The sequence below is a fragment of the Pseudoalteromonas atlantica genome, from assembly GCF_043641955.1.
Taxonomy (GTDB): domain Bacteria; phylum Pseudomonadota; class Gammaproteobacteria; order Enterobacterales; family Alteromonadaceae; genus Pseudoalteromonas; species Pseudoalteromonas atlantica_A.
Map to the genome: position 1 here is coordinate 1 of NZ_JBHZRV010000011.1, position 23,144 is coordinate 23,144.

The window sequence follows — 23,144 nt, forward strand, 5'->3', positions numbered from 1 at the left end:
CTTGTTAGTCGAGGGATTTTAAATCCCTTGTGTCTACCAATTCCACCACTCGGGCATCGAGTTTGCTATTTAAAGCATGTGGAGTGTTGTTGGAGGCGGAACCCGGAGTCGAACCGGGGTAAACGGATTTGCAATCCGGTGCATGGCCACTCTGCCATTCCGCCTCAATATCGGGGTTAGCCTTTAAGATAAACTGGAGCGGCACACGAGGCTCGAACTCGTGACCTCGACCTTGGCAAGGTCGCGCTCTACCAACTGAGCTAGTGCCGCTTTGTTTATCTAAGGGGCTATGCCCTCTCAACACGGACGCATTCTACAGAGATTATTAAACGCGTCAATACAAAAAATGCTAGTTTTGAACTGTTTGATTATTTTTTATCTAAAACGGTGCGTTATTAGACGTTTACAATCAATTTTTAGTCAATTCACCCCATGCAGCTACTAAATATTGCAGCATTGAACTCAATGTTAAGAAGGTTGCAATGTACAATAAGCCATAGCTTAAATACATCATCCATGTATCGTACTGCCAGATCAGGCCTATAATAGCTAACATTTGTGCAGCAGTTTTTATCTTGCCCATATTAGATACGGCAACATTACCTCTTTTGCCCTGCTCAGCCATCCATTCGCGCAAAGCCGATATAACTATCTCTCGGCTAATAATAATTAACGCTGGAATGGTCATATACATAGATTGATAGTAACTAGATAGTGCAACCAGTGCAGCGCACACCATTACCTTATCTGCTACTGGATCTAAAAATGCACCAAAAGGAGTCGATTGCTCAAGCTTACGCGCTAAGTAACCATCAAGGATGTCGGTTATTGATGCGAGCCAAAAAATAAATGCGGCAGCAAAAAACGCCCATGAATAAGGTAAATAAAATATCACCAAAAAAACGGGGATAAGAAAAAGTCTAAAGGTTGTGAGTGTGTTTGGAATATTCCACATAACTACTTGGAGATGTCTTTTTTTCTATATTCGCACGAAGGGCTAGCCCTTGTCATGCAAATGATTAAATATCTTCTCAGCCATGTCAGGGCTGATCCCAGGAACTTGCTTTAATTGGTCTATATTAGCAGCTTTTACACCCTGCATGCCCCCTAAATATTTTAATAATGTTTGACGTCGTACAGAGCCAACACCGCTAATCTCTTCTAGCAGTGACTGGGTACGTTGTTTTTGACGTTTATTTCGGTGGCCTGCAATTGCAAATCGGTGCGATTCATCGCGAATATGCTGAATTAAATGCAGTGCAGGCGCATCAGAGTCCATTGGAATGGTTTTTCTACCACCATCAATTAACAGTGTTTCCAAACCAGGCTTGCGGCTAGTTCCTTTGGCAACACCAACCAATAGTGGCATTTTTGAATGCGGCCAAGTTTCAAAATATTGTTCTGCACGAGAAAGCTGGCCTTTACCGCCATCAATAAATATAACATCAGGGATTTTATCTTCCGCAACAAGCTTGTTGTAACGCTTATTTAGTGCGAACTCCATTGCGGCATAATCATCGCCCCCAGTTATACCTGTTACATTAAAGCGACGGTATTCTTTATTATTAGGACCTTGAGAATCAAATACAACACAACTTGCCACTGTATTTTCACCCATTGTATGGCTGATATCAAAACATTCCATTCTATTGATATCATCAAGCCCCAAAGTTGCCTTAAGCTGGGCGTAGCGCTTGTTTATTGAGTCGATTGTACTTTGTTTTACAGTGATACTATTTAATGCATTTTTTTTGGCTAATTGTAAATATTGAAACCGCTCGCCCCGGGTTACTGTTTTTAAAGTTACTTTACGCTCACTAATTTGACTCATAGCATCACCGAGCACATCAGCTTCATCAAGTGTAAAAGGTAAAATAACTTCCTTTGCAATTCTTCCAGTAGCCCCTGGCGCAAGATAATATTGACCCAAAAACGATGTAAGTATTTCTTCTTGCGACGAATCTTTAGGCACTTTTGGGAAGTATGTTTTGCTGCCGAGCACTTTATGGTCGCGAATCATTAATAAATGAATGCCATTTAAGCCATTTAAGTGAGCAAAGCCTACAACATCCATTTCAGCGTGGTTGCCTGAAATAGACTGCTGCTCTTGCATTTTACGCAGTAGCATTATTTGGTCACGAACTTTGGCTGCTAGTTCAAATTGCAGCGCCTTGCTGGCAACTTCCATTTTATTTACCAGCTCGGCAATGACCTCATGTGACTTACCCGTTAAAAACTTTCGGACATAGTCAACCTGCTGTGTGTATTCATCCTCGGTTACTTTGTTAACGCACGGTGCTGAGCAGCGTTTAAGTTGATATTGTAAGCAAGGACGACTGCGTGCTCTGTAATATGCATCTTCACACTGACGAACTGGAAATATTTTCTGCATTAACCTTAAGCTTTCAGACACAGCCCCAGCACTCGGGAAAGGACCAAAGTACTCCCCTTTGACCTTTCGGCTGCCACGGTGAAACGCCAAACGAGGATGTTTATGAGATGTCAGTAATATATAAGGGTACGACTTATCATCACGTAACAGAATGTTGTAACGCGGCTGATATTTTTTTATTAGGTTGTTTTCAAGAAGAAGTGCTTCGGTTTCGGTGTTAGTAAGCGTAACTTCAATACCATTAATATTGCTAACTAAAACACGAGTTTTGCTGTCTGTTACGTTACTTCTGAAGTAGCTAGTTACCCGCTTTTTTAAATTTTTAGCTTTGCCGACGTAAATGACTTTTTGTTCACTATCAAGCATCCTGTATACACCAGGTTCACTTGATAGCGTTTTTAAAAAATGCGAGTGATCAAATTGAGTCATAGAACAGATTAATTTGCGCTATCAATATCAATCATTTTATATCGAATTGCTAAATGGGTTAGCTCCACATCGCCACTCACATTAAGTTTTTCAAACATGCGATAGCGGTAACTATTCACAGTTTTTGCACTTAAATTTAATCGTTCAGCAATGTCTTGGACTTTTTGCCCCTTTGTAATCATAAGCATTATCTGTAGCTCGCGCTCAGATAAACAGTGAAACGGGTTTTCATCTGTTCGGCCTGTTACTTGTGCCAAGGCTATTTGTTGGGCTATGTTAGGCGCTATATAGCGTTGACCTGCATTAACAGCCCTAATCGCATTAACCATTTCATCTGAGCCGGCATCTTTGGTCAAAAACCCATGTGCACCTATTTGCATAACTTTACTTGGAAATGGGTCTTCGCATTGCACAGTAAGCACGATGATTTTAACATCAGGACAATAGCGGCAAATCTTTTTTGTCGCCTCTAAGCCACCGATCCCCGGCATGTTCATATCCATTAATACAATATCTGGCGAATTTTGGCGACAAAACTGAACAGCTTCTTCACCTGTTTTTGCCTCGCCGATTACTTTAAAACCGCGAATATCATCTAGAATACGTCTGATCCCTGTACGCACAAGTTCATGATCATCAACTAGAAGTACATTAATCAATGGAACACCCTCATATAACCTAAAAACATGCCATAACGACAAAATTAATGCGTCACATTAACACATAAAGCTGAAACGATAACAGTATTATCGTTTCAGAAATATCAAATTAAGTTGATTCTTTTTCACTAAAACGATCAACCCATAATGCAATAACGCCGTCACCTGTTACATTACATGCCGTACCGAAACTGTCTTGCGCTAAATAAAGTGCAATCATTAGTGCCACTGCTCCTTCATTAAAGCCTAACATGCTGGTTAATAAACCTAATGCTGACATAACCGCACCACCTGGTGCACCCGGTGCTGCAATCATTACTAAGCCTAGCATCATTATAAATGGCACCATACTAACAAGTGAAGGTACGTCCATAGAAGGTGATAAAAACATCACAGCCATTGCACATGTGACGATAGTAATGGTCGAACCTGATAGGTGAATAGTGGCGCACAAGGGCACACTAAAGTTAGCAACATCTTCTTTTACGTTGTTGGCTTTACTTGCTCGCAAAGAAACCGGGATTGTTGCAGCACTCGACATAGTACCTAACGCTGTAAAATAAGCTGGTAGCATATTTTTTATTAACTCAACAGGATTACGCTTTAATAAAATACCACTGCCGATATAAAGAATACTTAACCATACCCAGTGCATTACAAGCGCAGCGATAAGCACAACACCAAATGTTTGCAAAGTATCTACTACAGTACCTGCTACAGTCATTTCTGCAAACACACCCGCGATGTAGAAAGGTAATGCAGGAATAATTACTTTTGCAAGAAGCGCATCAATAACATCACGGCCCTGATCTGACACTTTTTTTAGCGTCCCTAATTCTAATTGACTCATACCGATGCCAAAAACAAAAGCAGTAGCAAGAGCGGTCATTACACCCATCAATGGAGGAATTTCTAAATCAATAAAACTAGTAACCTCAGTAACGACTTCAGCCTCAAACGATAGACCACCATCAAACAGCGGAATAACGGCACTGATAACTAAAAAAGCTAATGTACCTGCAATAATTGTTGAACCATATGCAAAACCTACTGTTTTACCCAGAAGGTGACCCGAACCTTTAGGTAAGCCTGCAATGCCAGAGGCAATAAAAAATAAAATAATTAGTGGAATAGTAAAAGAAATTAACTGTCCGATAATTTCTTTCGCAGTGTAAAGAAGCTCAACACCTGTGAGTGGTACAAATAAACCCACTAAAATACCGCCGACAATACCGGCTATTAACTTAAGTATTAAATTCATAATAATCACTTTTAAATTTAGATATTAACCTTTTACCACGTTTTAATTTATTTTTGTTATAAAATAGGCAGATTTATGTTTGATCGAATAAATAACCAGCACAAGAGAGCTTCAACCGATTTAAACGTGAATATATGCGCCCTATCGCGTTGCAATTGTTAACAAACCCGCAAATTTATAACATACCGCTAGTTTTTAAATTTTTATAAGCATCTATGTATAAATCAATTATCGCTGCAGCCTTTTTCAGTGCTTCATTTAGTGTTTTATCAGCCACACAGCCTATTCAGCTGCCTTACAATCCTCAGTCAGTCACTGTAGATGGCAAGCTTGATGAAGCGAGCTGGAAGCAAGCTCGTAAAATCGTTATCGATAATGTCACTTGGCCTTATGAAAACACAAAAAGTCCTGTCAAAACCTATGTATACGTATATGAAGATGGTGAAACGCTTTATATAGGCTTCGACGCGCAGGATTCAAATCCAGAGCAAATTCGTGCATTTTATCGCGATCGTGATGCTGCCTGGGATGATGATTTAGTTGGCTTAAAAATTGACTCATATAATAATTCACAACTCGCCTATCAGTTTTTTATCAACCCCCTCGGTGTCCAACAAGATTCAATTGAAAATGAACTAACAAAAACTGAAAGTTCATCATGGGATGGAATTTGGGATAGTGTCGGCGTTATTCACGAAAATGGCTACACGGTTGAAGTAGCTATCCCACTTCGTGTCCTGAATTTTGATGACAGCATTGCTACTAAAACCATGGCTATGGAGTTTTTACGATTTTTACCTAGGAGCGAACGTTTGCGTATTTCTAGTATGCAAATAGATCACGGAAACAATTGTTGGATTTGCCAAATGCCTAGTTACATGGGTTTTGAACAAGCAAAACAAGGCAATAATATAGCAATAATTCCCTCTGTAGTAACCGGGAAAAGTGAAAGTCGTGACATAGACAAAACAGAAGTTGAACAATGGCAAGCAGATCAAAATACAGAAGTAAGCCTTGACCTAAAATGGGGGATCACTCCTGATATTACCCTTAACGCCACTCTCAACCCTGATTTCTCTCAGGTAGAAGCTGACGTTGCTCAATTAAGTGTTAATAATAATTTTAGTTTATTCTTCCCTGAGAAGCGGGCATTCTTTTTAGACAATGCAGATTATTTTGCGTCAACATTGAATCTTATACATACCCGTAATATTGCAGAGCCAGACTATGGAACTAAAATTACAGGTAGCAAAAACGGCCATACTTTTGCAGGCTTTATAGCCAACGACAATCAAACAAACGTTTTAATACCCGGAAATTTAGGCTCTTCACTTGTTTCTCTTGATAGTAAAAGCGAAAACGCAGCACTACGTTATCGGTATGACTTTGAATCTGCTTTGTCACTGGGTTCAACAGTTACACATCGCCAAAGTGATGACTATCACAACAGTGTATTTAGTATTGATGCTAAGTATAAACCGACTGTTAACGATACGTTTTTATTACAAATTTTACAGTCTGATACGCAGTACAGTGATGAGTTTATAAACGAACTTTGTGATGGTGATAATTGCATAGTTAGTAGCCCAGAGCCTTGTGAAATAAATCAAGATTGTGATTTTAATGAAGGTGTATTACGGGTTCTCGAACAACAAAAAGAATCAGGCAACGGCTATTTCCTAAAATACGAACATGATGAAAAATATTGGCGTGCATTCGCAGATTACCAATACCGCGATGCTGATTTGCGTGCTGATTTAGGTTTTATTTCACAAGTTGATTTTCAAAAGTTTACCACTGGTGGAGAATACCGCTGGTATGGTGAAAAGCACAACTGGTGGAATCGTGCTAACTGGTATGCAGATTGGGATATTACGCACAACGAAAATAATGAGTTAATAGAAAAAGAAGCCCAAACAAGCTTTTCAATCAATGGACCTCTACAAAGTTATTTTGAACTCTCCATGGAGCATCGTAACCGTACAGGGCTTCGTCATGACCAATCGCGCCTAGATATAGATAATAACACCGACCTATTTAGTGAAAATGGTATTGGCTTTTATAGTAACTTTAAGCCTAAAGCTGGTTTATTTGCATCTTTGTATATGTATAAAGGTCATGCAGTTGACTTGGCCAATAATCGTGTAGGTAATAAGCTACAAATCCGCCCAATTTTGAATATGAATCTAGGTAAACACTTTGAAGTACGCCTTCGCCACACCTATGAAACACTCGATGCAGATGGACGTGACGTATTTACCGCTAATTTAAGCGATGTTCGTTTTACCTATCAGTTCAATGTTAATAGTTTTTTAAGGCTTGCCGTCATCTACACAGATCTCGAGCGTAATGAAAGCAATTACATTGACGATGTAGACAGTCAATATAAAAAATTAGCCACACAGCTATTGTATTCTTACAAATTAAACCCACAAACAGTTTTCTTTGCAGGTTACTCCGATACAGGCTATCAAGATGATGAGCTTTCATCCATCACCAAAGAACAGCGCACTTTATTTGCTAAATTTAGTTATGCTTGGCTTTTATAGTTAATTAATGAGCCTCAATAGAGAGCTCATTTTAGCTGTTAGCCACTGAGTATAAGGCTTATGACTAAATGCTATAAGCCTATTCGCTATATGTTATAGCCAAACTTTACTTTCGTTTTTTATGGGGCAAAGTAAAGTGTGGTCATTACAGATCGAACACATACGTGATTTGATCCCGATTGAATTAATTGCTTCCAAGGGAACATTATGTCTAACATTTTTGAAGATAACTCATTAGCGATTGGTAACACACCAATCGTCAAGCTTAACCGCGTAACGTCTGGGAATGTATTTGCCAAGATAGAATCTCGTAACCCAAGCTTTAGTGTAAAATGTCGTATAGGCGCTTCAATGATTTGGGAAGCAGAAAAATCAGGCGTTCTAACTAAAGATAAAGAATTAATCGAACCAACATCTGGTAATACAGGTATCGCACTTGCTTTTGTTGCAGCTTCACGCGGTTACAAGTTAACGCTAACTATGCCAAACACAATGAGCTTAGAGCGTCGTAAACTACTTAAAGCATTGGGTGCAAACCTAGTGTTGACAGATGGTGCTAAAGGCATGAATGGCGCAATTGAAAAAGCGAAAGAAATTCAAGCAAGTGCTCCTGAAAAATATATTCTTTTACAACAATTCGAAAACCCTGCGAATCCTAAAATTCACTTTGAAACAACGGGCCCTGAAATTTTTGAAGCGATGGACGGTAAAATAGATATTTTTGTTGCTGGTGTTGGTACTGGCGGCACGATCACAGGTGTTAGTCGTTATCTAAAACTTGAAAAAGGCCTAGATATGTTATCTGTTGCTGTTGAGCCAACAAACTCACCAGTTATCAGCCAAACACTCGCTGGCGAAGAAGTTAAACCTGGACCTCATAAAATTCAAGGTATTGGCGCAGGCTTTATCCCGGGCAACCTAGACTTAGAAGTAGTTGATGCTGCAGAGCAAGTATCCAATGAAGATGCTATTTCAATGGCTCATGAGCTTATGAAAAACGAAGGTATTCTAGTTGGTATTTCATCAGGTGCCGCTGTTGTAGCTGCTAAACGCCTTGCTGAAAAACCTGAAAACGCAGATAAAAACATTGTGGTTATCTTACCGAGTGCAACTGAGCGTTACCTTTCTAGCCCATTATTTGCTGATGAATTTTCTGAACAAGAGCTAGTACAGTAATAAACATTTACTTATGTTAAGTACGTAAGCCCCGCATTCATGTGGGGCTTTTTGTTTAAAATAACTTTCAATCAAGTTAGAAAGTTTTTGAAATCACGAATATGATCTCGCCTTCAATAGGGTGAACAAAAAAGCAAGCCAGTTGGCTTGCTTTTTACATTCTTAAACCTGAAAAGCATTACACTTTTAAGTAGTCCATGATCCCTTCAGCAGCGTTACGCCCCTCGAAGATTGCAGTTACTACTAAGTCTGAACCGCGAACGATATCACCACCAGCAAAGATTTTTGGATTTGTGGTTTGATGAGTAAATTCCCCCTGCTCTGGTGCGTTAATGCCGCCCCAGTGGTTAATTTCAACATCGTATTTTTCTAACCAGCCCATTTTATGAGGTTTAAAGCCAAATGCCATGAGTACTTGATCAGCTTCAATCACATGCTCAGAACCTGGTACAACCTCTGCGCGGCTACGGCCGTTCTTATCAGGTTCACCCATCTGCGTTTTAACCATTCTTACGCCAGCAACATGGCCTTTGTCGTCAAGTTCAATACCAGTAGGCTGCACATTAAAGGTAAATTCAACACCTTCTTCTTTGGCATTTTTAACTTCACGCTTTGAACCTGGCATGTTTTCTTCATCACGACGATATGCACAAATAACTTTGTCAGCACCTTGACGAATTGATGTACGTACACAGTCCATCGCAGTATCACCACCACCGAGTACCACAACTTTTTGCTTAGCCATATCGATGTATGCTTGGTTTTTCTCGTCATAGCCCATCACACGGTTAGTGTTACCAATTAAGAACGGCAGTGCATCATGTACGCCCGGTGCATCTTCATTTTCAAGGCCAGCACGCATGCTTTGATACGTCCCTACCCCTAAAAATACTGCATCGTAATCCGCTAAAATTTCGTCCATGGTGATATCAACACCGACTTCAACATTGAGCTTAAACTCAACGCCCATTTCTGTGAATATTTCACGGCGCTTTTGCATCACTTCTTTTTCAAGTTTGAAAGAAGGAATACCAAAGGTTAATAGCCCGCCAATTTCAGGGTGACGATCAAATACCACTGGCTTTACACCATTACGCACAAGGATATCTGCACAACCAAGTCCCGCAGGCCCTGCACCAATAATCGCTACTTTTTTATCTGTCCATGTCACATAGGACATGTCAGGCTTCCAGCCCATTTTAAATGCCGTGTCAGTAATATATTTTTCGATATTACCGATTGTAACTGCACCAAACTCTTCATCTAACGTACATGAACCTTCACATAACCTATCTTGTGGGCAAACACGGCCACACACTTCAGGTAAGCTGTTAGTACGGTGAGACAGCTCTGCTGCCTCTAATATACGGCCGGTACGAATTAACTTTAACCACTGCGGGATATAGTTATGTACTGGGCATTTCCACTCACAATATGGGTTACCACAATCTAAGCAACGATCAGCTTGTGAGTTTACTTGAGTCTCAGAAAAGGGTTCGTAAATTTCAACAAACGATTTCTTACGTGACGAAATAGGTTTCTTACGGGGATCAACCCGTTGCACGTCTATAAATTGATATACATTCTCGCTCATACTACCCCCTTACTGTGCTTGAACACGAAGTTCTGCACTACTGCGAGCGCGATGCCCGAGTAAACTTTTCACATCACTTGATTTTGGCTTAACTAACTTAAACTTAGGTAAATAAGTCTCAAAATTCGCTAAGATAGTCTCTGCACGACTTGAACCCGTTAGCTCTAAGTGCTCTGCAATTAGACCGCGTAAGTGTTCTTGGTGAGAACTGAGTTCATCCAATACCACTATTTCTACAAGTTCTGGGTTAATGCGTTTTTCAAAGTCATTACGCTCATCTAAAATATAAGCAAAACCACCTGTCATACCAGCACCAAAGTTAACCCCAACGTTACCAAGTACGCACACAACACCACCGGTCATGTATTCACAGCCATTATCACCTAGGCCTTCTACCACCGCTTGCACACCTGAGTTACGCACAGCAAAACGCTCACCTGCACAGCCTGCAGCAAATAACTTACCGCCTGTTGCGCCGTATAAACACGTATTGCCGGCAATCGTTGCTTTGTGGCTTTGAAATGATGAACCTAGCGGTGGGCGAATAACTAGCTTACCGCCAGCCATGCCTTTACCAACGTAATCGTTTGCATCACCTACAAGCGTCATTTCAAGGCCGCCAGCATTCCACACACCAAATGATTGACCTGCTGTGCCGTGCAATTCAATTGATACAGGATCAGCTGCCATACCTTGGTTACCATGTTTATCGGCAATATAGCCCGATAACATTGCCCCAACAGAGCGGTCGGTATTACAAATACGATTAACCAGGGAAATACCCGTACTTTCATCGATTGCTTGCTTTGCTTTTTCAAGCAGGGTTTCGTTTAACTTACCCAAGTAATGTGAAGTATTTGGCGCACTACAATAAAGCGTTTCACCCGTTGGGTTATTTGGCTGAGCAACCACAGATGATAAATCAATTTTTTGTTGCTTCGCGGTTTTGCCTTCAATCGCTTCAAGTAAGTCTAAACGACCAATTAAGTCTGTTAAATTAGCAACACCTAGACTTGCCATGATTTCACGTGCTTCTTGTGCAATAAACTTAAAATAGTTCATCGCCATCTCAGGTAAGCCGTGGTAATGCTTTTGACGCAATGTATCGTCTTGTGTTGCAACACCTGTCGCACAGTTGTTTAAATGACAAATACGTAGATACTTACAGCCAAGTGCAACCATAGGCCCAGTACCAAAGCCAAAGCTTTCAGCACCTAAAATAGCGGCTTTAATGATGTCTAAACCTGTTTTTAACCCGCCATCTGTTTGCAGACGAATACGATGACGCAGGCCATTTTCAACCAATGCTTGTTGGGTCTCAGCAAGTCCAAGCTCCCAAGGGCTACCCGCATATTTTACGGATGTTAGTGGGCTCGCACCGGTACCACCGTCATAACCAGATATCGTAATTAAATCGGCATAAGCTTTAGCAACACCCGTTGCAATCGTACCTACACCTGGCTCTGATACTAGTTTTACCGAGATTAGGGCTTTTGGATTTACTTGTTTTAAATCAAAAATTAGCTGAGCTAAATCTTCAATTGAGTAAATATCGTGATGTGGTGGAGGCGAAATAAGCGTCACACCGGGTACTGAATAACGTAGTTTTGCGATATACGGCGTTACTTTTTCACCCGGTAACTGACCGCCCTCGCCAGGTTTTGCACCTTGCGCCACTTTAATCTGAATAACATCAGCGCTGCGCAAGTAATGCGGTGTTACACCAAACCGGCCCGAGGCAACCTGCTTGATACGTGAGTTTTTCTCAGTACCGTAGCGTAGTTTATCTTCACCACCCTCACCAGAATTTGAACAACCACCTAAACGGTTCATCGCAATTGCTAGTGCTTCATGTGCTTCTGGTGACAACGCACCAATGCTCATTGCCGCAGAGTCAAAACGTTTGTATAGCTCAGTAGCTGGCTCAACATCATCAATGCTTATACCTTTGTCTGGCAATTTAAGCGCAAGCATGTCACGTAAAGTTGAAACTGGGCGCTTATTAACTAAATCGGCATACACGTTGTAATCTGTGTATTCACCTGAACGTACTGCTTTTTGCAATGTTTGAATAACGTCTGGGTTGTAGGTGTGGTATTCACCGCCATGTACATATTTAAGTAAACCGCCATGGCTTAACAGCTTGCGTTTACTGTGCGCTAATTGATGAAGTTTACGTTGGTCTTCATCAAAGTCGCTAAAACATGCGCCCTTAATTCGACTAGCTACACCATTAAAACAAGTATCAACTACATTATCTGACAAACCAACAGCTTCGAATAACATTGAACAACGATATGACGCAACGGTACTTATGCCCATTTTCGACATGATCTTATATAAGCCTTTGTTTATCGCATTACGATATGCAAGGGTCACTTCGCAGTAGCTTTTCTTAATCACTTTTGAGTCGCTCATCGCAACCAATGATTCATAAGCAAGATATGGGTAGATTGCCGTTGCACCAAAACCGATTAGTACGGCAAATTGGTGCGCATCACGTACGCTACCGGTTTCAATAATAATGTTTGATTCGCAACGCAAGTTATTATCTACAAGGCGTTTTTGTACAGCGCCCACAGCCATCGCAGCAGGAATTGGTAATTGATTTTCATCAAAATTACGGTCGCTCAAAAACAACATTACACAACCACCGGCTGCTTTTTGTTGTGCCTCATCACATATACGGGTGACCGCATTAGCTAAGCCTTCTTCTTTGCTGTAGGTAATATCAATTTTACAGTAGCTATAATGCGCTTGGTCGGCACTTAGTAACTGCTGCATATCTGCATACATCAAAATCGGTGTATCAAACTGCAAGCGTTTAGCGTGGCCTGTGGTTTCGTTAAATACATTTTGCTCGCTACCTATACAAGTAGCTAAAGACATAACGTGATTTTCACGTAGTGGATCGATTGGCGGGTTGGTTACTTGCGCAAATTTTTGGCGGAAGTAGTCAAACAGCGAACGGTTCCCCTCAGAAAGTACGGCAAACGGTGTGTCATCACCCATAGAGCCTGTCGCTTCTTGACCAATTTCACCCATTACACGAATCACACTGTCGAGCTCTTCGTTAGTAAAGCCAAACATTTTTTGATATTTCAGTAAGGTTTGATCGTCAAATGAACGATTACCTGCATCTTGCTCTGATAATTGCTCAAATGGTGTTAAGCGTTTAACGTTTTCTTCAAGCCATGCTTTATAGGGGTGACGCGCTTTTAAATCTTGATCGATTTCATCAGAGTGCCAAATCTTGCCTAAATGTGTATCAATAACGAGAAGTTCACCCGGACCAACACGGCCTTTTTCAACCACTTCATCAGCAGTGTAATCCCAAATCCCCACTTCTGAGGCAAGTGTAATAAAGCCATCTTGTGTGATCACATAACGCGCAGGACGCAAACCGTTACGGTCTAGATTGCAGGCTGCAAAGCGACCATCAGACATAACGATACCCGCAGGACCATCCCACGGTTCCATATGCATTGAGTTAAAGTCATAAAACGCACGTAAGTCATCATCCATCGCACGGTTTTTCTGCCATGCAGGTGGCACAAGCATTCGCATAGCACGGAATAAATCCATGCCACCAGCTAAGAATAGTTCTAGCATGTTATCTAAGCTTGATGAATCTGAGCCAGTTTCATTAACAAACGGGGCCGCTGTTTGTAAGTCAGGTATAAGTGGCGATGCAAACTTGTACGAGCGCGCACGCGCCCACTGACGATTACCTTGAATGGTATTGATCTCACCATTGTGCGCTAAATAACGAAATGGTTGAGCAAGTGGCCAGCGTGGTTGTGTGTTTGTTGAAAAGCGCTGATGAAAAACACAAATCGCACTGGTCATACGAATATCAGCTAAGTCTAAATAAAAGTTAGGTAAATCTACCGGCATCATCAAGCCTTTGTAGATAGTCACTAATCCTGACAAACTCGCTATGTAAAAACCTTCATCGTTACTCAAGCGTTTTTCAGCGCGGCGGCGTGCTACGTATAAACGACGCTCTAAATCTTTCGGACGCCAACCCTCTGGTGCACTTACAAAAATCTGTTCAAAATTCGGGAGTTGTTTCTTGGCAATAGGGCCCAAACACGATGCATCTGTCGGAACAACACGCCACCCCTGAATATTAAGCGTTTCTTTTTCGAGTTCTTCACTCAATACATCTTTGGCAGTTTGTGCAAGTACTGGATCTGCGTTTAAGAAAATCATGCCAACTGCATAGTTTTTACCTAAATGCCAATTCTGCTCACTGGCGATTGCGCGGAAAAAACTATCTGGTTTTTGCAACAATAAACCACAACCATCACCTGTTTTACCATCGGCAGAAATACCACCACGGTGTTCCATACGGTCAAGACCGGTGATCGCTGTTCTTATTAAGCGATGACTAGCCTGACCATTGACCTGGGCTATTAAGCCAAAGCCGCAATTATCTTTTTCTAATTTTGAGTCGTATAACATAGACCCCTCCCCTTGCTACAACAGCTAGCTATTAATGATCTTCTCGACGGTTTGCTAGCAGACAGTCAAAACTATCGCCAATTGTACATAGAGTCAATAGCATTATGAATACATATTCATATTCTTGAATATTTCTCACGCAAGCACAATCTTTTTATTTCGTGCCATTTTTTAACATTTAGCCGATAAACACCCATTATTTTTTTATGACACTGGTGTCAAATTTAACAACTTGTAAAAAAAGCCAATTCGCAAATCACAGTTTACGTAAACGTAAACGACCCATAAAATGCATAAATATTCACTATCGAGTTTGAGTGATGATTATTGCTGTTTTACATTGAGTATTAAATTATTGCTTATATAGATGGCGTAATTTGAGTGTACTTTTAAACATTGACTCATGGCATAGCTCTGTTGAGCTGCATAAAATACACATAAATGCATAAATACCGCTTCACAATAACAGGCCTATTTTCCTGCCCCCTCATAACAGCATTATGAAATTGACCTTAAGGGAATGCTCAAAAAAGTGTCCGCTGCGGACACATTTGCTGTCCGCGGACACATTAATAAGGGCAAGTAAAAACATTTAATTCAATAAATCAATAACTTGAAACTTGGCACAGTAATCGAATACATAAAACTAAGATATTAATAGGACACCATTATGTTTATTCTCAGTTTGTTTTTAGTCTCGCCAATTACCATGTTTGCCGTGAGCTTAATGATTACCTACCTCGAAGAATAGATATAAAAAATAAAGGAAGTCTCATGATAAAAGATACTAGCGCACAGGACACTTCTGTTGTCCAAACTAAAAGCTATAAGAAACCAATCAAAATTGCCGCAGTAATTATGTCGCTTGTCGCATTGTGTGCTCAGGCATTTATGGGTAATGAAAAAGGGTCTCTTTCTGTTGATAGAGATACATTACAGATTGCCCCCGTAACCCGAGCTACATTAATTAGGGATGTTTCAGCCAGTGGCAAAATCGTCGCTGCAAATGCACCAAAAATTTACAGCCCAGAAAGAGGCTATGTGGATTTACGAGTAAAAGCAGGCGATAACGTTAATAAGGGAGCAATTATTGCTATTGTTGAAAGCCCTGAACTCACTAACGAATTAAAGCAACAACAATCTGTATTAGCACGCCTAGACGGTGAGCTGAAACGCAAACACCTAGAAGCGCGCAGACAAAAACTTAGTTTAACTAAAGCTCTCGACCTCGCTCAAGTTGAACTTAATGCTGCTGATAGGGAAAACCGCCGCGCTAAACTTTCAATTTCTAAAAATTTAATTAGCCAAATTGATCTAGAAAAAGCAGTCGATGATTTAGCTCGCGCAAAGCTTTCATACAAACATGCCCAACAAGAGGTAGCGTTAGCTAAGGATACATTAGCGTTTGAACTTCAAGCCGCTGAACGAGATTTAGCACGGCAACAGCTTGTTGTTGACGAACTAAACCGACAAGTTAGCAACCTTACTATTGAAGCTAGCGTTGCCGGTATCGTAGGCAATTTATTAGTACAACAAAAAGAAGCTGTTTCGCAAAGCCAACCTTTAATGACCTTGGTTGATTTGAGTAACTTTGAGGCAGAACTGCAGGTCCCTGAAAGCTATGCAAATGAACTTGGGCTAGGCATGACAGTAGAGCTCACATTAGGGGCTAACAAAGTGCTAGGAACACTTAGTGCAATTTCACCGGAAGTTAATAACAGAGAAGTCACCACTCGGGTCAGGTTTAATAAAGAACTCACCGGTATTCGTCAAAACCAACGATTAACTGCCCGTATCTTGTTAGAAAACCGCGAAAATGTGTTACAGGTCAAACGTGGCGCATTCCTTCAACAAGGAGGAACTCAAGCCTATAAAGTTGTAGGTGACTCTGCACAATTAATTGATATATCCATTGGTGCAACAAGTATCAGTGCCGTCGAAATGATCGCAGGTGTAGAGCCAGGCGATCAATTAATAATTTCAACTTATGGTAATTTTAAAAACGCATCAACCTTATTACTTCGCTAATAGCCGCGTTTGAACAAAACAATGAAAGGACATAATCATGCTAAAAATGAACAATATTAGTAAAATATATCAAACTGAAATGGTGCAAACACATGCATTGCAAGACTTTAGTTTGCAAGTAGACGAAGGTGAATTTATTGCTGTCACTGGGCCTAGCGGTTCAGGTAAAACAACATTTTTAAATATTGCTGGCATGCTAGAAACCTTCTCTGAAGGTGAATACTTACTTGACGGTATTGATGTTGGGAAATTAAATGATAACCAACGTGCTGATGTTCGTAATCAAAAAATTGGCTTTATATTTCAAGGCTTCAACCTTATTCCTGATTTAAATTTATATGAAAATATTGAAGTACCTCTGCGCTACCGAGGTATTAAAGCAGCTGAGCGTAAACGTAGAATAGAGCAATGTTTAGAGCAAGTAGGCCTTGCCTCGCGCGCTAAACATCTACCGCAACAGCTTTCTGGCGGTCAACAACAACGGGTTGCGATCGCACGCGCACTAGCAGGCGAGCCAAGGTTTTTACTCGCTGATGAACCAACAGGTAATTTAGATAGCCTAATGGCACGCCAAGTAATGGAATTACTTGAACAAATAAATCGCGATGGTGCAACTATTGTAATGGTCACACACGACCCTGAGCTCGCCCGCCGAGCGCCGCGTAATATTCAAGTAGTCGATGGTCAACTCGCCGACTTTACCTTGTATCAAGGCGCGCAAAATCTGAAAAATGTTGCAGGAGCGTAAGCCATGCTATTACATTACTTTGATTTAAGTTGGCGTAGCTTTAAACGCACGCCATTGGTGAGCTTATTAATGGTTTTAGCCATTGCCATTGGTATTGGTGTCACCATGACAAGCCTAAGTGTTTATCACATGATGGCGAGCGACCCTATCCCTAGTAAAAGCAGCCAGCTGTTTAGTGTGCAACTGCAAATAATGGATGATGATAACACGTGGTGGACAAACGATAATTTACCTCTTCAGTTGACATACAAAGATGCGACCAACTTATATCGTGCTAATACTGAAGGTAAACGCTTAAGTATGCTACGAAGTGGCTTTTCTATCTATACCGACTCAGACACCGTTAAGCCTTTTAGCAAAAGTGCGCGGATGACCACGCCTGAATTTTTTGACATGTTTCAACTCGAGTTCTTATATGGCAATAAGTGGTCGCAACAGCAAGAAGAAAACGCAGCCCCTGTCGTTGTCATAAGTGAAGAGTTGAATGAAAGGCTATTTGGTGGTGAAAACTCCGTTGGCAATATTATTTACCTTGATAACGAAAGCTATGAAGTTATTGGCGTCACAAAGAACTGGCCTTTAGTGGTTAAATACTACGATTTGAATAATGGTTCTTTTAACGAACCTGAGAGCATGTTTTTACCATTTGGCCTTGTTGAAGCGAAGGAACTTGGTAACTGGGGTAATACCAATGGCTGGAAACATGAAGACGTTAGAAGCTTTAAAGCGAAGCTACAGTCAGAAATGGTATGGGTTCAATTTTGGGTGGAATTAAACAACGCACAGCAAAAACAAGACTATGAAACCTTTTTAATGGCCTATATGGAAGAGCAACAAAAGCGTGGCCGTTTTAATCGTAAAGAGCTTATTTACAGCTTACGTGATGTTAACCAATGGATGGAATACAACAATGTAATCAGTGAAGACAATAAAATCTTGGTCGCCTTAAGCTTTATGTTTTTAGCCGTATGTTTAGCCAATATTCTTGGCTTATTGTTAGCAAAATTTTTACGTCGCGCGCCTGAAGTCGGTGTACGCCGCGCTTTAGGGGCCAGTAAACGGCAGATATTTTTACAACACCTTGTTGAAGTTGCAATGCTCGGATGTTTCGGTGGTTTGATCGGTATCGTACTTGCGCAATTAGGACTGTGGGGTGTTCGTCAAAGTTATGATTACTACTCATCAATCGCCACTATGGACATCACTATGCTACTCAGTGCACCCATTATTGCAATTACAACCTGTATCTTAGCCGGACTCTATCCTGCTTGGTTAGTATGTAAAACCAACCCTGCAATTTACCTTAAGAGCCAATAGGGGCATATTATGTTAGAGATAAAACCGATTTTTCACGCGTTATGTCGCTCAAAAATAGGCGCCTTATTGCTATTACTTCAAATTGCTATCACCACTGCGATTGTCAGTAATGCTGCATTTATAATTGAAGATAAAGTGAGCTATTTAAGTCAAGAAACAGGCTATCCTGAAGACGAAATATTTTCATTCCATGTCATGTTGTTTGGTGATGATGTTTCTAGCCACCAGCAGTTTGAGCTGGACGAATCAATGTTACGTGGGTTACCTGGCGTCATTGATGCTGCTTATATTAGTAATACACCGCTTTCAGGCAGTGGCAGTGCGTCTGACTTTAGTATTAATCCAGCTCCTGAGCCTGGGCTTTCAGCCAGAACGTCATATTTTTTTACTGATGACCATGCTTTAAATACATTAGGACTTGAACTTACTGCTGGACGAAACTTCAACGAAAGTGAAGTTATTGTAACTGATAATAATGAGCAACGTGCTAATGTGACTATCATTACCCAAGCACTAGCCGATGAGTTATTTCCTGATACAGATGCTTTAGGTAAAACCGTATATTTAGGTGATATCGCTCTTAAAATAGTCGGTATTATCAAAAAAGCTAAAGGCCCTTGGCTCAAAGATAGCCGCCCTGATAGTGTTGCTTTAATCCCTTACATTAACCCAAACATTTCAGGAAACTTTATCGTCCGTACCGATGCCAGCCAACGCGCACAATTAACGAGTACAATTGAAGATGAGATGCTAAAAAACTATGACAAACGCGTGATTGTAACAATAAGAGGTTTAGATGAAGCCAAAGAAAGTTACATGGCGCAAGACACCTTAATGATGCGCATGTTAATTGTGCTCATCACTATATTAGTTCTGGTAACTGCTCTGGGTATCTTCGGCTTAACTTTATTTAATATCAGTAAGCGGACTAAACAAATTGGTACGCGTCGTGCGTTGGGCGCGAGAAAGTCTGCCATCATTAGCTATTTTTTAGTTGAAAACGCCATGATCTGTAGTGTTGGTTTAATACTAGGTTGTATCGCAGCCTTATTACTTGGCCAATTGCTCATGCAACATTTTTCAATTGCTGCATTGCCAACAAGTTATATAGCAGGTACCGCAATTATGGTGTTTGTAATGAGTTTGCTTGCGGTATTTGGTCCAGCCAGACGTGCGGCGAATATATCCCCTAGCATTGCCACGCGAACCATATAAAGCCATTCCCAACCTATGCTACACTGGTTTAATACCGTGTAGCATTTTAAAATAAAGATAATAAAAACAGCGATTATATTCTCATGGAAAAAATACTTATCGTTGATGATAACCCCGCTGTTTTAGAGGCGTTATCATTACTACTGGAAATTCATGACTTTGCCGTTGTGACTGCCACTAATCCATTTGAGGCTATTCAAGTGGTGCAATATCAACGTATTGCGTTGGTCATCCAAGATATGAACTTCACTGCAGACACAACTTCTGGTGAAGAAGGTAAGGCTCTTTTTTATCAATTAAGGCAACTCAATCCACACTTACCCATTATTTTGATCACTGCATGGACAGAGCTTGAAGTAGCCATAGAGCTTGTTAAAGCAGGTGCCGCAGATTACCTACCCAAACCATGGGATGATACAAAGCTGCTAACGTGTGTTACTAACTTAATTGAACTTGGTAACGTTAAACAACAAAATGCGATTTATGAGCGACATCAACAAGAGCGCGATAAAAGTATAAATGATGCAAAACTAGTCGGTTTAGTTTACAAAAGCACAGCCATGGAAAATATTCTCAATATGGCTATTCAAGTAGCTAAGTCAGATGTATCAGTGCTAATAACAGGTCCGAATGGCAGTGGTAAAGAACGCATAGCACACATTATTCAGGCCAACTCCTTACTACATGAGCAACCCTTTATTACTGTAAATGCCGGTGCCCTTCCAAGTGAGCTAATTGAAGCCGAGTTATTTGGAGCAGAAGCCGGAGCTTACACAGGGATAACCAAACAACGCATTGGTCGTTTTGAAGCAGCCGATGGGGGCACATTATTTCTAGATGAAATTGGTAACCTGCCACTGTCAGGGCAAATGAAGTTGTTACGTGTGTTACAGACAGGTGAATTTGAACGACTCGGCTCAACTCAAACAAGAAAGGTTACTGTGCGAGTTATTTCTGCCACCAATGAAAACTTAGTAAACGCAATTAAACTCGGTAAATTTAGAGAAGATTTATATTACCGCCTCAATGTTATTGAATTGAATTTACCCAGCCTTGCTGAGCGACCAGATGATATTTTAGTGCTAACAAACCACTTTTTGAACAATAGAGAGCTCAGCGTTGACACTGAACAAGCATTATTGTCTCATAGCTGGCCTGGCAATGTACGCGAACTCGAAAATGCATGTAAACGAGCAGCCGTTTTAAACCCTGAGGGTGTGATTACTTTAAAGAACTTTGCATTGCAAACCCCCACCATAAGCAACACTGCAGTAAAAACGCAAGTGACTAAGCACGAAATAGAGCAAGCTATGCACCTACATCAAGGAGTCATCGCTAAAGTTGCAAGGCAGTTTGGTATGAGTCGGCAAGCACTTTATAGACGTTTACAAAAATTTGAGATTGATTATTAATGAGTACAAAAAAACGCTTTGTCAGTATTCGCTCACAGTTATTGATTATTAGTGCTATTGCAGCCCTCTGTCCCGTTTTATTAATATGTTGGCTTATTCATCTTCCTTGGTATTTCACTCTTGCCTTCAGTGCGTTCACTCTCGTTTTTACCAGCTATCTATCGCTGCGTTTAGTAAACCCGCTAATACAAGGAATACATTCCTTGGAAACTGGCTTACTCAACTTTAAAGATGGTGAGCTCTCATCATTACTAGCCTATAACGGCAACAATGAAATAGGCAATTTATGCGAACTTTATAACCAAACAGCTAAACAACTACGCCAGGAAAAGCAATGGATTTATCAACGTGAGCTTATGCTTGATAAAGTGCTGCAAAGCTCTCCGCAGGCTGTTGTTCTTAAAAACGATAGAGACTTCATCGTCTACAGTAATCACAGTGCCCGTGATTTGTTCAATGCCAAAGCATCATTAGAGGGTGAACAGTTTTCCAACTTATTTGCCAATGCCCACCCACAACTGAGCAACGCCTTACAGCGCGGTGTAGATGGACTGTTTACTCTGGATAAGCTAAACCAAGAATCACAAACATGGCATTTATCAACAGGAAAGCTTTTACTTAATAATCAATTTCATACTTTGTATGTCTTTAAGCAGCTAACCCGCGAGTTAAGCCGACAAGAGGTCGAAGTATGGAAAAAGGTTATTCGTATTATCAGCCACGAGCTTAACAATTCACTTGGTCCTATGTCCTCAATGTTACACAGCGGCAAAATACTCAGTGAAAAAGTCGATGAAGCGAGACTTACTCGCGTATTTTCAACTATCGAAGAGCGCATTAAACACCTAAACGAATTTGTTCAAGGTTATGGTAAGTTTGCCAAACTCCCAACACCACAATTTTCAAAAATAAATTGGTCTTTATTGTTCCAACAATTGCAAAATCAATGGCCATTTAATTTATCAGAGCAAACCGCAGTAACAACGTTTGCTGATCAAACTCAGGTTGAACAACTTCTCATCAACCTGCTAAAAAATGCCCATGAATCAGGCTCTAAATCAGAATATATTGCAATCGCACTATCTCAAGATAGTTACAACACACGAATAACTGTAAGCGACCAAGGCAAGGGAATGAGTGAGCAAGTGATGGCCAATGCACTTATTCCTTTTTACTCAACAAAATCAAGTGGTAGTGGTTTAGGGCTCGCATTATGTAGAGAAATCGTTGAAGCGCACCATGGGCAGATAAGTTTGCATAATCAAGCTACAGGCGGGTTAAGCGTACACATAATACTGCCTAATAACATCCAATAAAAAAGCCGCTAAACAGCGGCTTTTAAACATTCTAACTGGCAATCAGTATTACTCAGCGTCAGCTTCTTTGAACTTTGCTGCTGTTTCAGTAATCAATGGTTGTAACTCACCACGCTGGAACATTTCGATGATGATATCGCAACCACCGATTAATTCACCTTCAATCCATAGCTGTGGGAATGTTGGCCAGTTTGCATAAGCTGGAAGTTCAGCACGGATATCTGGATTTAGTAAAATATCAACATATGCAAACGGTTCGCCACAAGACATTAGAGCTTGAGACGCCTGTGAAGAAAAACCACAATTTGGTAATTTTGGTGAGCCTTTCATATAAAGAATAATTGGATTTTCTGAAATCTGCTGTTTAATTTTATCAATGGTTTCCATCTACAACCTCAAAGTGACGATAGCTGAACATATTTATGGCTTGAAAAATTTTCATTAAGCCTCATATATGTATCTTAAAATGGGCAAATAAAGCCGCAATCGAAATAGTCTTGCATTTGCATTGCTGTTTTGCATTGCTGTTTGCTAAAACTTGAGTAAAATACTCAACAATTATAGTAACACTATAATTCTGT

Annotated in this window: 15 protein-coding genes and 2 tRNA genes; 8 read left to right on the forward strand and 9 right to left on the reverse strand. The window is 40.6% G+C overall.

Annotated features, from left to right (window positions below; genetic code table 11):
- Positions 1–90: 90 nt before the first annotated feature.
- The 6 genes from ACHUE3_RS17280 to ACHUE3_RS17305 all read right to left on the reverse strand — a co-directional run bounded on the left by ACHUE3_RS17280 (position 91) and on the right by ACHUE3_RS17305 (position 4,741).
- Positions 91–164, reverse strand: a tRNA-Cys gene (locus ACHUE3_RS17280).
- 30 nt (positions 165–194) lie between these two features.
- Positions 195–270 (reverse strand) — tRNA-Gly (locus tag ACHUE3_RS17285).
- 139 nt (positions 271–409) lie between these two features.
- A complete protein-coding gene (gene pgsA, locus ACHUE3_RS17290; RefSeq protein WP_394193581.1) occupies positions 410–955 on the reverse strand; it encodes a CDP-diacylglycerol--glycerol-3-phosphate 3-phosphatidyltransferase in 546 nt (181 codons plus the stop codon).
- 42 nt (positions 956–997) lie between these two features.
- Positions 998–2,821 (reverse strand): excinuclease ABC subunit UvrC, encoded by a 1,824-nt coding sequence (gene uvrC, locus ACHUE3_RS17295; protein WP_394193582.1) that lies wholly within the window; start codon positions 2,819–2,821, stop codon positions 998–1,000.
- Positions 2,822–2,829: 8 nt separating this feature from the next.
- Positions 2,830–3,480 carry a UvrY/SirA/GacA family response regulator transcription factor gene (gene uvrY, locus ACHUE3_RS17300; protein WP_394193583.1) on the reverse strand — a complete coding sequence of 217 codons (651 nt, stop codon included), beginning with the start codon at positions 3,478–3,480 and terminating at the stop codon, positions 2,830–2,832.
- Between the two features lie 109 nt (positions 3,481–3,589).
- Complete coding sequence (locus ACHUE3_RS17305; RefSeq protein ID WP_394193584.1) at positions 3,590–4,741, reverse strand: dicarboxylate/amino acid:cation symporter; 1,152 nt, start codon at positions 4,739–4,741, stop codon at positions 3,590–3,592.
- Positions 4,742–4,956: 215 nt separating this feature from the next.
- On the opposite strand from ACHUE3_RS17305, the gene ACHUE3_RS17310 reads away from it, so the two are divergent.
- Positions 4,957–7,290: a carbohydrate binding family 9 domain-containing protein gene (locus tag ACHUE3_RS17310; protein WP_394193585.1), complete on the forward strand. Its 2,334-nt coding sequence runs from the start codon at positions 4,957–4,959 to the stop codon at positions 7,288–7,290.
- A 207-nt stretch (positions 7,291–7,497) separates the two neighbouring features.
- The gene (gene cysK, locus ACHUE3_RS17315) at positions 7,498–8,466 is read left to right on the forward strand and encodes a cysteine synthase A (protein ID WP_394193586.1); all 969 of its coding nucleotides are present in this window, start codon (positions 7,498–7,500) and stop codon (positions 8,464–8,466) included.
- Between the two features lie 178 nt (positions 8,467–8,644).
- On the opposite strand, the gene ACHUE3_RS17320 is transcribed toward cysK, so the two are convergent.
- Both ACHUE3_RS17320 and gltB read right to left on the reverse strand, forming a co-directional pair.
- Entirely contained in the window at positions 8,645–10,060 is a 1,416-nt protein-coding gene (locus ACHUE3_RS17320; protein WP_394193587.1) for an FAD-dependent oxidoreductase, read from the reverse strand.
- 9 nt (positions 10,061–10,069) lie between these two features.
- Positions 10,070–14,527 carry a glutamate synthase large subunit gene (gene gltB / locus ACHUE3_RS17325; RefSeq protein ID WP_394193588.1) on the reverse strand — a complete coding sequence of 1,486 codons (4,458 nt, stop codon included), beginning with the start codon at positions 14,525–14,527 and terminating at the stop codon, positions 10,070–10,072.
- A 774-nt stretch (positions 14,528–15,301) separates the two neighbouring features.
- On the opposite strand from gltB, the gene ACHUE3_RS17330 reads away from it, so the two are divergent.
- From ACHUE3_RS17330 to ACHUE3_RS17355, 6 genes are all read left to right on the forward strand, one after another.
- A complete protein-coding gene (locus ACHUE3_RS17330; protein WP_394193589.1) occupies positions 15,302–16,555 on the forward strand; it encodes an efflux RND transporter periplasmic adaptor subunit in 1,254 nt (417 codons plus the stop codon).
- A gap of 37 nt (positions 16,556–16,592) precedes the next feature.
- The gene (locus tag ACHUE3_RS17335) at positions 16,593–17,303 is read left to right on the forward strand and encodes an ABC transporter ATP-binding protein (RefSeq protein WP_394193590.1); all 711 of its coding nucleotides are present in this window, start codon (positions 16,593–16,595) and stop codon (positions 17,301–17,303) included.
- 3 nt (positions 17,304–17,306) lie between these two features.
- Positions 17,307–18,620 carry an ABC transporter permease gene (locus ACHUE3_RS17340; protein WP_394193591.1) on the forward strand — a complete coding sequence of 438 codons (1,314 nt, stop codon included), beginning with the start codon at positions 17,307–17,309 and terminating at the stop codon, positions 18,618–18,620.
- Positions 18,621–18,629: 9 nt separating this feature from the next.
- The gene (locus ACHUE3_RS17345) at positions 18,630–19,835 is read left to right on the forward strand and encodes an ABC transporter permease (RefSeq protein ID WP_394193592.1); all 1,206 of its coding nucleotides are present in this window, start codon (positions 18,630–18,632) and stop codon (positions 19,833–19,835) included.
- A gap of 83 nt (positions 19,836–19,918) precedes the next feature.
- Positions 19,919–21,247 (forward strand): sigma-54-dependent transcriptional regulator, encoded by a 1,329-nt coding sequence (locus tag ACHUE3_RS17350; protein ID WP_394193593.1) that lies wholly within the window; start codon positions 19,919–19,921, stop codon positions 21,245–21,247.
- On the forward strand, positions 21,247–22,563 hold the full coding sequence (locus ACHUE3_RS17355) for a sensor histidine kinase (protein WP_394193594.1): 1,317 nt from the start codon (positions 21,247–21,249) through the stop codon (positions 22,561–22,563). Before ACHUE3_RS17350 ends, ACHUE3_RS17355 begins: the two co-directional genes overlap by 1 nt.
- A gap of 48 nt (positions 22,564–22,611) precedes the next feature.
- Here the strand turns inward: ACHUE3_RS17355 and ACHUE3_RS17360 are convergent, their stop codons facing one another.
- Entirely contained in the window at positions 22,612–22,950 is a 339-nt protein-coding gene (locus tag ACHUE3_RS17360) for a Grx4 family monothiol glutaredoxin (RefSeq protein WP_099297064.1), read from the reverse strand.
- Positions 22,951–23,144 lie beyond the last annotated feature (194 nt).

Bases quoted from the DNA above. Each gene is read 5' to 3' on its own strand.
- pgsA (WP_394193581.1), bottom strand. From the start codon at position 955: ATGTGGAATATTCCAAACACACTCACAACCTTTAGACTTTTTCTTATC.
- uvrC (WP_394193582.1), bottom strand. From the start codon at position 2,821: ATGACTCAATTTGATCACTCGCATTTTTTAAAAACGCTATCAAGTGAA.
- ACHUE3_RS17305 (WP_394193584.1), bottom strand. From the start codon at position 4,741: ATGAATTTAATACTTAAGTTAATAGCCGGTATTGTCGGCGGTATTTTA.
- ACHUE3_RS17310 (WP_394193585.1), top strand. From the start codon at position 4,957: ATGTATAAATCAATTATCGCTGCAGCCTTTTTCAGTGCTTCATTTAGT.
- cysK (WP_394193586.1), top strand. From the start codon at position 7,498: ATGTCTAACATTTTTGAAGATAACTCATTAGCGATTGGTAACACACCA.
- ACHUE3_RS17320 (WP_394193587.1), bottom strand. From the start codon at position 10,060: ATGAGCGAGAATGTATATCAATTTATAGACGTGCAACGGGTTGATCCC.
- gltB (WP_394193588.1), bottom strand. From the start codon at position 14,527: ATGTTATACGACTCAAAATTAGAAAAAGATAATTGCGGCTTTGGCTTA.
- ACHUE3_RS17330 (WP_394193589.1), top strand. From the start codon at position 15,302: ATGATAAAAGATACTAGCGCACAGGACACTTCTGTTGTCCAAACTAAA.
- ACHUE3_RS17335 (WP_394193590.1), top strand. From the start codon at position 16,593: ATGCTAAAAATGAACAATATTAGTAAAATATATCAAACTGAAATGGTG.
- ACHUE3_RS17340 (WP_394193591.1), top strand. From the start codon at position 17,307: ATGCTATTACATTACTTTGATTTAAGTTGGCGTAGCTTTAAACGCACG.
- ACHUE3_RS17345 (WP_394193592.1), top strand. From the start codon at position 18,630: ATGTTAGAGATAAAACCGATTTTTCACGCGTTATGTCGCTCAAAAATA.
- ACHUE3_RS17350 (WP_394193593.1), top strand. From the start codon at position 19,919: ATGGAAAAAATACTTATCGTTGATGATAACCCCGCTGTTTTAGAGGCG.
- ACHUE3_RS17355 (WP_394193594.1), top strand. From the start codon at position 21,247: ATGAGTACAAAAAAACGCTTTGTCAGTATTCGCTCACAGTTATTGATT.
- ACHUE3_RS17360 (WP_099297064.1), bottom strand. From the start codon at position 22,950: ATGGAAACCATTGATAAAATTAAACAGCAGATTTCAGAAAATCCAATT.